The organism is Corynebacterium sp. CQ3829_602738 (assembly GCF_054478435.1).
The window spans coordinates 2135085-2146348 of record NZ_CM137003.1 but is presented as its reverse complement, the minus strand read 5'-3'; the positions used below and the strand labels follow the sequence as shown (position 1 = coordinate 2146348).

At 67.5% G+C, this 11264-nt stretch carries 10 protein-coding genes; 4 read left to right on the top strand and 6 right to left on the bottom strand.

Going from position 1 to position 11264, the window contains the following annotated elements:
- Positions 1-90 precede the first annotated feature (90 nt).
- Genes ACX1NL_RS10335 through ACX1NL_RS10325 form a run of 3 tightly spaced genes read right to left on the bottom strand, consistent with a single transcriptional unit; the run spans position 91 to position 4891 of the window.
- Entirely contained in the window at positions 91-2505 is a 2415-nt protein-coding gene (locus ACX1NL_RS10335) for a serine/threonine protein kinase (RefSeq protein WP_458898103.1), read from the bottom strand.
- A complete protein-coding gene (locus ACX1NL_RS10330) occupies positions 2502-3509 on the bottom strand; it encodes a glutamate ABC transporter substrate-binding protein (protein WP_458898102.1) in 1008 nt (335 codons plus the stop codon). The genes ACX1NL_RS10335 and ACX1NL_RS10330 overlap by 4 nt, the downstream gene beginning before the upstream one ends.
- Complete coding sequence (locus tag ACX1NL_RS10325) at positions 3506-4891, bottom strand: MCP four helix bundle domain-containing protein (RefSeq protein ID WP_458898101.1); 1386 nt, start codon at positions 4889-4891, stop codon at positions 3506-3508. Before ACX1NL_RS10325 ends, ACX1NL_RS10330 begins: the two co-directional genes overlap by 4 nt.
- A gap of 37 nt (positions 4892-4928) precedes the next feature.
- Here ACX1NL_RS10325 and ACX1NL_RS10320 point away from each other — a divergent pair, with 37 nt between their 5' ends.
- The 4 genes from ACX1NL_RS10320 to ACX1NL_RS10305 all read left to right on the top strand — a co-directional run bounded on the left by ACX1NL_RS10320 (position 4929) and on the right by ACX1NL_RS10305 (position 8260).
- Entirely contained in the window at positions 4929-5408 is a 480-nt protein-coding gene (locus ACX1NL_RS10320) for an NUDIX hydrolase (RefSeq protein ID WP_458898100.1), read from the top strand.
- Positions 5401-6342, top strand: coding sequence for an ABC transporter ATP-binding protein (locus ACX1NL_RS10315; RefSeq protein WP_458898099.1), 942 nt, complete (start codon positions 5401-5403; stop codon positions 6340-6342). The genes ACX1NL_RS10320 and ACX1NL_RS10315 overlap by 8 nt, the downstream gene beginning before the upstream one ends.
- Positions 6335-7066 carry an ABC transporter permease gene (locus ACX1NL_RS10310; protein ID WP_458898098.1) on the top strand — a complete coding sequence of 244 codons (732 nt, stop codon included), beginning with the start codon at positions 6335-6337 and terminating at the stop codon, positions 7064-7066. The genes ACX1NL_RS10315 and ACX1NL_RS10310 overlap by 8 nt, the downstream gene beginning before the upstream one ends.
- Positions 7067-7291: 225 nt before the next feature.
- The gene (locus ACX1NL_RS10305; protein WP_458898097.1) at positions 7292-8260 is read left to right on the top strand and encodes an endonuclease domain-containing protein; all 969 of its coding nucleotides are present in this window, start codon (positions 7292-7294) and stop codon (positions 8258-8260) included.
- Between the two features lie 133 nt (positions 8261-8393).
- Here the strand turns inward: ACX1NL_RS10305 and ACX1NL_RS10300 are convergent, their stop codons facing one another.
- Genes ACX1NL_RS10300 through ACX1NL_RS10290 form a run of 3 tightly spaced genes read right to left on the bottom strand, consistent with a single transcriptional unit; the run spans position 8394 to position 11262 of the window.
- A complete protein-coding gene (locus ACX1NL_RS10300; RefSeq protein ID WP_458898096.1) occupies positions 8394-9872 on the bottom strand; it encodes a phospholipase D-like domain-containing protein in 1479 nt (492 codons plus the stop codon).
- Positions 9869-10660, bottom strand: a complete 792-nt coding sequence (locus ACX1NL_RS10295; RefSeq protein ID WP_239357499.1) for an exodeoxyribonuclease III — start codon at positions 10658-10660, stop codon at positions 9869-9871. The genes ACX1NL_RS10300 and ACX1NL_RS10295 overlap by 4 nt, the downstream gene beginning before the upstream one ends.
- A gap of 5 nt (positions 10661-10665) precedes the next feature.
- A complete protein-coding gene (locus tag ACX1NL_RS10290) occupies positions 10666-11262 on the bottom strand; it encodes a GNAT family N-acetyltransferase, cg3035/Rv0428c family (RefSeq protein ID WP_458898095.1) in 597 nt (198 codons plus the stop codon).
- Positions 11263-11264: the final 2 nt, after the last annotated feature.

The following is an 11264-nucleotide window of genomic DNA, read 5'->3' as shown; positions in this document are numbered from 1 at the left end:
ATAAGGCCCGCCTGACAGATTCCGCCGCGATGCGTCGGCGGGCCGCCGCCCCGCTCGGTCTCCGCCGCCCAAACCCCCGAACCCAAACCCCTAGAACCAGGTGGCGGGGCGGACCTTGTTGGCCAGGTCCACCAGCGCGTACCGGTGCTTCGGGTACGGCGCCACCCGGGCCTGGTCCCGCAACGTCTGGGCCAGGCCGCGGCGCAGGCCCCGGATGGTGAAGGGGTACTCGAACAGCGCCACGTTGGTGGAGGCCTGGTGGGCGCGCAGGTACGTCAGGCCGGCCTCGATGACGGCGACCTTGATCTGCAAGAAGCGCGGCTCGGTGGAGGGGATCTGCTCGAGGCGGCGGGCGGCGAGCCGGATGTGGTCTTCGGTGGCGCCCTCGGCAACCAGGCACAAAATGGCGGTCAGCTGCGCCATCCGGTAGTGGCGCGACGCGTTGGGCACCTTGTCCAGGGCCTTGATCGCCAACTCCACTTCGCCTTCGCACATGAGCATCCGAGCCAGGCCGAACGCGGAGGAGACGGTGGTGGGGTTGGTCATCCACACCAGGGCGTAGAGGCGGGTGGCGTGGAAGCGCAGGCCTTCGGGGGCGGTCACGGTCAGCGACCACGTGTTGTCTGTGGCTCCGTCGGCGGCCATGCGCTCGAACACGGCGTCCGGCACGTCGCGGAGGTGGTGGGTGAGGCCGGCGGCGGCGGGCGAGAGCTCGTCGTGAAGCAGTGCGCTCGATTGATACCCGCCCTCCTGCAGGATGAGCTCGCTGACTGCGGCGAGCGCGAGTTTGGGTGCGGCCTCGCCGGGCAGCTGGTTGAGCACCTGGGAAAACGAACCCTTCGCGGAGGCGAAGTCGCCCAGGAGCGTCTCCACGACGCCCGCGTACCAGGAGTAGCGCCAGTTGTCGCCGAAGCGCTCCGAAAGCGAGCGCAGCCAGGCGCGCGCCTGGGTGGTCAGGCCGAGGTCGATCATGGTGCGCACGACGCCGAAGGGGATTTCGATGGAGTGCTCGTACTGCGGGGTGGTCATGGCCTGGCGCAGCGTCTCCAGCGTTTCGCGTGGTTCGGCATACGAGGAGCCCTGGAGCATGGCGGCGCCGACATCGTCGCGGTTGACCAGCGGCGACGGTAGCGCGGCGACGACCTCTTGCGGGGTGATGTCCACGCTGCGGGCGATGCCGTCGATGAGCTGGTCGGTGCGGAACACCAGGTGTTTGGTGCCGAACGTCGTACGCTGAGGGGAGAACAGGGAGTGCTGCGCGGGGTAGGTGCGCCCGTCGCGCACGGCGACGATCTCGCGCAGCACGCCGAGCATCTGCGCCTCCAGCTCGGTGAGGCTGGTGAAGCGCTGCGCGGGGTCCTCGTTGCAGCAGCGCGTGATCAGCCGGTACAGGGAGGTGTACTGGCGGAACAGCGGCTCGTCGGCGGGGGAGGGGATGCCTAGGTCGTACACGCCGTCGGTTTGCGGCAGGTCCACCACCAGCGACGCCAAGGTGCGGCCCACGGTGTACACGTCGGAGGCGACGGACGGCCCTTCGGTGGCCACCTCCGGCGCCTGGAACCCCTTCGTGCCGTAGATGAACCCGAAGGCGCCGATGCCGGAGACCGCGCCCATGTCAATCAGCTTGACTTGGTCTTCGGTGACGATGATGTTGTCGGGCTTCAGGTCGTTGTACACCACCCCGCGCGAGTGCAGGTAGTCCAGCGCCGGCAGGACTTCGAGCATGTAGGCGATGGCGATGTCGGGTTGGAGCACTTTGCTTGTCGACGCATTCCGCCATGCCCGTAAACTCGGCCCGCCCACGTACTCCATGACGGTGAACCCGCCGGGCACGCGCGGGTCGTCGATGAAGTTGTAGATCTGCACGATGCCGGGATGGGTCATCTCCGCCAGGAACTCGCGCTCGGCAGCGGCGGCGGCCGCCTCGTCCGGGTTGTCCGTGGAGTGCAGGCCCTTGAGCACCACCACGCGGCCCGCCACGTGGTGGTCCTGGGCCAGGTAGATCCAGCCCATGCCGCCGTGGGCGATCACGCCCATGATCTCGTACTGGCTGGCCACCACGTCGCCCGGGTTGAGCACCGGCGGGGCGATGCCCTTTTTCACCACGGCCGGCTCCGGGTCGATCAGCGCTTCCTTCGGCTCGGTGGGCTCCACCCAGGGCAGCTCCACCATGCCGTCGGCGACCACGCGGGTGGCGCGCCGGGTGCCGCGGCGCTCGCGGAACGTGTCCAGGGCGAGCCGGCGCGAGCGCTGCGAGGGGTCCTCGCGGTTGCCGCCCTTGCGCAGCTTGTCCAAGTCTTTGAGCAGGCCGGCCATCTCGCCCATGGCGGAGTAGTCCGTCTCGCCGTCGGAGTCCCAGCCGTCCTCGTCATCGTCGTCGGCGAAGGGGTCGAACGCGACGGCCTCGGTGCCCGGCTCGGCGTCGTCCTCATCCGCGAACGGGTCGAATGGGACCGCCTCGGTGCGCTGCTCCAGCGGGTCCTGCGAATCCTGCTCAGTGCTCACTGCTCCTCCTTCCGGTACATCAGCGGCGGCGGGGAGGACTCCGCGATGGAGCCCCCGAGCCAGGTGGAGTAGAGCTCGTACCACGTGCCGTCGTTACGCATCCGCTCCAGCGTCGAATTGACCTGCCGCACCAGGTCCGTCTGGCCCTTCGGGATGCCCACGCCGTAGTACTGCGTCGCCAGCGTGCCCGGCAGGATCGTCGCGTACGGGTCCTGCGCGGACAGGCCCGCCAGGATGGAATCGTCCGCCACGATCGCGTCCGCCTGGAACTGCTGAGTGGCCATCAAGCAGTCGGACCAGGAGCGGGTGCGCAAAATATTCGAGTGCGGGGTGAACGTGCGCGCGATCTGGGTCAGGTTCGTGCCGTCGACGATGCACACCGTTTTGCCGCCCAGCTGGTTGATGTCGTCCACTCCCCGGTCCCGCGGCACCAGAACCTGCACGCCAGAGGTCAGATACGGGGTGGAAAAATCGATCGACTTCGCGCGCTCCGGCGTGATGGACATGGTGCGGATGACGATGTCCACCTCGCCGTTGTTCAGCGCCTCGGCGCGCGAAGCCGAGTCCACAAACCGCAGGTCCAGGCGGTTGATCCCGGTGTGCTCCTCGTCGAAAATGTCTTCCGCGATCGCCCGGGCGAGGTCCACCTCCAGCCCGCGCAGCTCACCGCTTGCGGTGTCCCGGAACGCCAGCAGGTACAGGGACTGGTCGATGCCCACCACTAGCCGGCCGCGGCGCTTGATCCGGTCCAGGTTCGGGGTGGCGTCCTCGGCGTTGCGCGGATTGAGCGAGCCCTCCCAGTCCAGCTTCGCCGGCACGTACGGCTCCGCCGGCACCCCTTGCGCGTCCTCGAGGGCCGCGCCGGGCGGCAGCGGCAACAGCTCGCGGGTAGTGGAGGTTTCCTGCTCCGGGACGATGGTGGCGCGCACCGGGGTCGGCTCGTCCGAGCACCCCGAAAGCCCCAGCGCCAGCACCGCCGCGCACGCGGTCCATGTCCTTCTCACAGGTACTCACCCAGCCTTCTGCGGATGCCCAGCCACGTGCAGACCACGGCCAAAACGGACAGCAGCGCCACCACCGCGGAGACCTGCCGCGTCGCGTCCAGCGAGGCGTCGATGTACGCCTGCGTGCCCTCCCTCGACGACGCGATGAGCTTGGACAGCGTCGCGTCCAGTTCCCTGAACGGCGCCTCGCCCGCCCCGCCGCCTGAGGCCAGCAGCGCCGCCGCCTGCTCGTAGCTGCCCGTGTTCAGCGCGCCGACGAGTTCGTTGTGCTCGTAGGCCCAGGTGCGCAGGGCGTCGCGTGCGTCGTCGATAAGCTGCTGCTCCCCGCCGTACTCCTCTGCGGTCTCGAGCGCCGCGCTTACCGACGCATACGTGCCGTCGAACGCCCGCGACGAATGCACCACGGACTGGCGGCGCAGCAGCGCGAACGTCTCGTCCGTGCGCGTCTCCAGCGCGTCGAAGCGGGCGGCGGTGAGCTCCTCCCAGGGCTTCGCAGCCCGCTCGTACTCCACCGAACCGTTGCGCCAGGACTGGTAGTTGGACACGCCCGCCCAGCTCAGCGCCACCACCACCGCGAGGGTGCCAGCGAGGAAACCCTTGTTCAGGCGGCGGCGGAACACCCGCCACAGCCACCACTGGGCGAGCACGAGGAACCCGAGTGCCGCCGCCAGACCGGACAGCGGCACCCACTGCGGCTCGGATAAGCGTCGCATTTCCTTGGCCACGTCTTCACGGGTCAGCGCGTTGATCTCGGAGGCGGACACCAGCAAACGGGTGCGCATGATGCTGGATGCCTCGGACATGTACGCCACGCCCACCGGGTTGCCCATGCGCTGGTTCACGCGTGCTCGCTCGTTCAGGCCGGCGTAGACCGGCAGGTCCCGCTGGATGTCGCTGACCAGCTGCTCGATGCGCTCGCTGGTGGCGGTGTTGGCCTCCACCGCGCCCTTGTAAATCTCGCCGGCGGAGCTGACCGCCGTGTCGAGCGCTGCGGAGTAGGCCTGCACGTCCTCGTGCGACAGCGGCCCGGGCTGGACAAATCCGCCCGCCGCGATGGTGTCCGCGCGCAGCAGCGAGGTGGACAGCAGGTGCGCCGCCGCGCTCATCGGCTCCGTCGCCTCGCGCACGGTGTCCAGCGCCTGGTTGCGGCCGGCCATGGACTGGCTCATGGACAGCCCCGCCGCCAGCAGCATGGCGGTCAGCAGCACCATCACCACGATGAGCTTGCCGGGGGTGGTCCGCGCGAACGCGTGGCCGCGCCGGCCCATGCGAACGGGACCGGCCAGCGGGCCGTGGAGGACGCCGTGCAGGCGCGGATGCGCAGGGCGCGCTTCAAGCTCGTCGAGCCACGCGTCGTCGCTCGGCCTGCTTTGCGTCACCATTCCGCAATAATAACTGTTCGCGCCTACAGTGGGGGCCATGCTTGGCGACGGAAACGGCTGGGTCACCACACCCGACGGCACAAAACTTTGGGGGCGCTTCGGCGCCGCCGGCCTCTTCCTCGTCGCCGGTAGCGGAGCGGACGCGAAAGTGCTGCTGCAGCACCGCGCCGACTGGACCGCGCAGGGCGGCACCTGGGGCATCCCCGGCGGCGCCCGCGACAGCCACGAAACCCCAGCGCAGGCGGCGGTGCGCGAGTCCGTGGAGGAGTGCGCCATCGACCCGCAGCTCATCGACGTGGTCGAAGAGCTGGTCACCACGGACCTGCCGGAGTGGAGCTACACCACCGTCATCGCGCTGTGCGACGCACCGCTTGCCGTGACCGCCAACGAAGAGTCGGAGGAACTGCGCTGGGTCCCCCTGGCGGAGGTTTCGGGGTTTGAGCTGCACCCGGGCTTTGCGGCGTCGCTAAGCAATGTGCTCGCTAAAGCCATGGTGCATACTGAACCGCATGATTGAAGTGCAAGGCCTGACCAAACGGTACGGCGCCGTCCAAGCGGTTGACGACCTCACGTTCACCGTCAAACCCGGCGTCGTCACCGGCTTCCTCGGCCCCAACGGCGCAGGGAAATCCACCACCATGCGCATGATTCTGGGGCTGGACCGCCCAACATCCGGCACCGCGCACATCAACGGCGTGCCCTACCGCTCGCTGCAAAATCCGTCGCGCACAGTGGGCGCGCTTCTCGACGCCAAAGGTGTCCACCCCAACCGCTCCGCCCGCGCCAGCCTGCTCTGGCAAGCGCAAGCCGCCGGGCTGCCGCGCACCCGCGTCGACGAGGTGCTCGAGCTGGTGGGGTTGACGGATGTGGCCGGCAAGAACGTCGGCGGATTCTCCCTGGGCATGGGGCAGCGCCTCGGCATCGCGGCGGCGCTGCTCGGCGACCCGGAATACCTGATCCTGGACGAGCCCGTCAACGGCCTCGACCCCGCCGGCATCCGCTGGGTGCGCGAGCTGCTGCAGTCCCTCGCCGCCGAGGGGCGCACCGTGCTGGTGTCCTCCCACCTGCTCGCCGAGATGGCGCAGACCGCCGAAGACCTGATCATCATCGGCCGCGGCCGCCTGGTGGCCAACACGTCCGTGGCCGAGTTCATCCGCGAAAACTCCGGCGTGACCACCATCGTGCGCACCCCCACCGAGGACGCCGCCGCGGCGCTGGCCGCGGCGCTGCAGCACGCCGATGTGGCCATGCCGTTCAAGCGCGCGGCCGACGCCGACGGCCGCGACGTGTTCGAGATCCCGGACCGCACCTCCGACGACGTCGGCCGCGTCGCCTTCGCCGCCGGGGTGCCGCTGTCCGAGCTTGCCGAGCGCCGCGCCTCCCTCGAAGATGCCTACATGCAATCCACCGAGGGCCACGCCCAGTACGTCTCCGGAGGTACCAATGCTTAACCTGTTTCCCGCCGAGTGGACCAAACTGCGCTCCACCGCCTCCTTCTGGTGGAACTCCGCGCTGATCCTCGTCTTCGGCGCCTTCTTCGGTGCCCTGTTCGGTTTCGCCTCCAAACTCGGCGGCATGCCGTACGCCCCCCTGACCGTGGCCGCCACGATGGCGCTGATCACCGCGATCGTCGTGATCGTGCAGGCCTCCATGACCGTGACCACCGAGTACCGGTTCGGCATCCCGCCGACGAACTTCAGGGTTGCGCCGAAGCGGTGGCAGGTGGCCGTCGCAAAGCTTGTGCTCGGGGCTGTTTTGGCTGCGCTGGCGACCTTCCTGGGGCTTGCCGTCGCCTTCACCATCGGCGACCTCACCGCGCCCGTGTCCGCGCACTGGCTGACCAACACCGCCTCTCGACGCGCCCTGTGGGCCATTCCCCTCGGCATGGCCCTGATCACCCTGTTCCAGCAGGGCATCGGCTGGATCACGCGCAACACCGCCGGTGCCGTGGTCACCGGCATGGGCATGATGCTGCTGATCGAATCCATCGTCGGCTTCATCCCGCGCTACGGCGCCGACGTGGCCAAATTCCTGCCGTTTGGCAACCTCATGGCGTTCATGACCAACAGCCCCACCCAGAACTGGACGCTGCCCGTGTCGCTTCTGATCTTCGCGGTGTGGGCCGTGGCGGCGTGGATCATCGGCGTGGTGCTGCTGGAGACCCGCGACGCGTAGGGGGTTCTGCGCCTCGGGCTTGGGCTCCCGCCCCTCCACGCACTTCCGCCGCCCCTCCTCCCGTAAATGGTGAAAGGCCGATGGTGAAGATCTGCCGATCCGCGCGGATTCACCATCGGCCTTTCACCATCTGTGCAGGGTGCGTGATCCTCAGCTACGATCACCCTGGGAACAACGAACGGGGGGTTCGAAATGGATGGCGCTCGCAAAAATGAGCTGCTGGAGATGCTTGTCGACGTCCGCAGGGTCACCGCCAACGACCACACCACGCACTCCCGCATCAGAAACGGAAAGCTGCGCCAACTGACCAAATCGCTCTACGTCGAAGCGTCAGAGTGGAAAAAGCTGGAGCCGTATGAGCAGGAGTTTCTCCGGTGCTGCGCCGCATCCAGGCAAAGCACCAAGGCGGTCCTCGTGGGCTTTTCGGCTGCGCGGGTCTGCGGAGTGTGGGTGCACTACGACACCAAACCAGGCGTGCAGGTCGCGCTTCCGAGCGGAAAGCCACCGTCGGCGAAGGCGCAGAGCCCGGGCATCGAATACAAACGCATGGCCGTCCCGGATGAGGACGTGTTCGATCGCGCGGGCGTAAGGTTCACCAACGCAATCCGCACCGCCATCGACATCGCGCGAAGCTCCGGGGAACGGTCCGGAATAATCGCCTTTGAAAGCCTGCTGACGCGATGCTCAGACTCCGAGGCCGAACTCATCCGTGAGGAATGCGCCGCAATGATGCAGCGCATGAGGGGGACGAAGGGCATTGGAAAGGCGCGACATGCGCTTGCCAAAGCGACTAACCGCTCAGAGTCGACCTACGAAACGCTGCTGCGTCTCATCTTGGAAAATTACGGCATCAAGTGCCACGCCCAGGTGATCATCGGCCCGTACCGGGTGGACCTCCTCTTTGGTGATCTGATCATTGAAGTCGACGGTTGGGAGAAGACGAAGAAGAAGCCGGCAGAAGCGTACGCGAAACAGATCAACCGCGAGAACTGGCTGAAGGAGCAGGGGTTCAAGGTCATTCGCGTGACCCCTAAAGAGATCGACCGTAACGAGGTGCTTGTAGTGCGCCGCGTCCTGGACATGCTCGAAGTGGAGTCACAGACCCCGCGCCAGGTTCCGCGCCTCTACCAACCGAAGGGACCATCCCGGCAGGAGTTCTTCCCCGCAGCTTTGGCGGCAAGGCTGAGGGTCTAGCCGCAGATGGTGAAAACCAAGTGGTGAAAATCTGCCGATCTGGGACGGATTCACCATCGGCCTTTCACCATTTGCGGGGAAGAGGGGGAAGAGCGTTTGGCGGCGAAACTGGGCGGTGGGGAGGTGAGAACCCCTACTGCAGCGCGGACGTCAGCTTCATCACGTTGTCCACGTACCGCCGGTACCAGGGCCTGCGCGCCCACCGCTCCAGCGTCAGCTCGCGCGAGACGGCCTGGTAGTTCGCGCCCAGCTGCTCCAGCGCCCCAAGCAGCGCGCCGGAGGCGACGAGCAGGGAGGATTCGTAGTTCAGCGAGAACGAGCGGATGTCCATGTTGGAGGACCCGAGCACGCCGACTGCGCCCTCGCGCCCCGGATCGGCAAGCACGAACTTGGTGTGCAGCACGTACGGCGCGGGGAATTCCCAGATGCGCACACCGGCTTTCAGCAGCGCCTCGTAGTAGGCGGATTGCGCATGCTGCACCATGAACTGGTCGGCCTTTTCGCCGACGAAGAGGTCCACGCGCACGCCGCGGTAGCACGCGGAGGTGATGGCCTCCAGCAGCGATTCCTCGGGCACGAAGTACGGCGAGCACAGCGTGAGCTGCTCTTTCGCGTTGTGGACGATGGAGTTGAACATGCGCAGGTTCGGCTCGGTGAGGTATCCGGGCCCGGAGGGGACAAGCTGGAGCACATCGCCTGTCGACGGCTCCGCCACCCCCTCACCAGCCCCAGCACCGGAACCAGCCACCACGTCGAGCGTCTCGCCGGATTCGGTGTACCAGTCCACGGCGAACATGGACTCGACGGACTCCACGATCGGCCCCTCCAGCTCCACGAAAGCGTCGACCCACTGGCGCCCGGCCTTCACATGGCCGGGCATGAGGTAGCCGCGGTCGATGAGGTTGAACGAGCCGACGAACGCCACCTCAGAGTCGATGACCACCACTTTGCGGTGGTTGCGCAGGTCGGGGCGGCGCCAGCGGCCGCGCAAGGGAGCTAGGGGCAGCATCATGTGCCAGTCCACGCCGATGTCGGTAAGCCGCTTCTTCAAAGCCCGGAAGCCGGGGTATTTGGCGGAGCCGATGTGGTCGAAAAGCAGCCGCACGTGCACTCCCCGCGCGACGGCGCGCTGCAGCGCCCGGAACACCACGTCCGTTGTGTCGTCCCAGGCGACGGCATAGATTTCGATGGAGATGGTGGCGGATGCTTCGTCGATAAGCTTGGCTATCCGCAGCATCGTTTTGCGGTAGTCCGCCCACAGCGCGCGCACCTCGCCGCGGACGGCGGGGTAGCCGGTGAGTTCGCGGTTGAGGCGCACCAGCGAGGCGGTTTCGGGCGGCAGGTGGGCGATGGTGTCGTCGGGGCCCGCCCACGCGCCGTCGAGCGCGCGGCGCGCCTGGACTTGGATGCGGTGGCGGCGGCGCGAGACGAATGTGGAGCCGAACAGCAGGTACAGCGGCAGGCCCACTACCGGCAGCAGCAGGATCAAAAGCAGCCAGGCGTTGGCGGAGGAGGGTTTGCGCCCGCCGGGGACCACGCCGATCATCACGAACTTGATGGCGTAATCCACCACCATGGCGGCGAACTGCCACCAGGACAAATCCAGGCTCATCGCACCTCGTCGTAGGCCAGGCCGCGGGTGTCGTAGTCCACGATCACGGGCGCGTGGTCGGACGCGCCCTTGCCCTTGCGCTCCTCCACGTCAACGAACGCGCGTTGGACCCGGTCGAACATGGGCTTGGTGGCCAGCTGGAAGTCGATGAGCATGCCCTCGTTCTTCTGAAAGCGCATGGCTTTGTAGTCCCAGAACGTGTACTGCTGCTCGTGCGTGACCTCGTGCAGCCCGGCCTCGATCAGCATCTGGAACGCGGCTCGCTCCGGCTCCGTCACGTGGGTTTTGCCTTCGAACCAGGCGACGTCCCACACGTCCTCGTCGCGGGGTGCGACGTTGAAGTCGCCCATGTATACCTGCAGCTCGCCGGGCTGGACCTGGTCGGCAAGGGACCAGAGGAACTGCAGTTTGTAGTCGTAGTGCGGGTCGCCGATGTCGCGGCCGTTGGGCACGTACAGGCTCCACACGTCCACCCCGCCGCACACCGCACCCACCGCGCGCGCCTCCACCGACGGGTCGCCCTTTTTGGCAAACGCGGGCTGGCGGGTGAAGCTGTCGCGGACGTTGTCCAGCCCCACGCGCGAGGCGATCGCCACGCCGTTCCACTGGCTGACCCCGACGTGCGCGACCTCGTAGCCTGCGGCTTCGAAGGTGGCGTAGGGGAACTTGTCGTCCGCGGTTTTGGTTTCCTGCATCGCCAGCACGTCCACGTCCTCGCGTTCGAGGAAGGCGGCGATCCGCTCGGCGCGGGTGCGCACCGAGTTGACGTTCCATGTGGCGATTCGCATGCGGCCTAGCCTAGCGCCAGCCGCCTACGGTGGTGTTCCAGCGCCCCTTCGGGCACATTGCCTATCGACGCCACACCAAAGGCCTCCCCCGCAACCCAGACAATCTGCTCGTCCTGGAGCTCCCATGCGTGATCGAGCACCTTCAGCGCCGGTTTGCCGATCCGCTCCGGGATGACCAGCCGCACCGGAAGGTCGCGCTGGTCGTAGAAGGACCGGATGGCGTCGATAGGCAAGGGCTCGAAGCCCGCCGAGGGGCCGAGCGGGACCGCGGAGTTGGCCTCCTCGGTGTCGCCGACGCGCATGAGCCAGCCGCCGGCCCACGCGGATTCGCGCACGTCGAGGCGGTCTGCGAGGCATTTTTCCAGCCCGCGGATCTCCGAGTTGCGCACGGTACGTGGGGAGAGCTTCTTGATGATGTGCAGGTCCGTGACCTCGATCGCCTCCTTGGAGGAGGGGAAGCCGCCGACCTCCTGCGGGCGTATCACCAGCGGGTCGAGGCTGAGGACGTGCCCGATGATGTCGCTGGCGTGCTCGCCGCGGCGCTGGCGCACCACGACGCGATCGCCCACCGCGACGTCGTCTGAGCGGAAAATCCGGGACACGC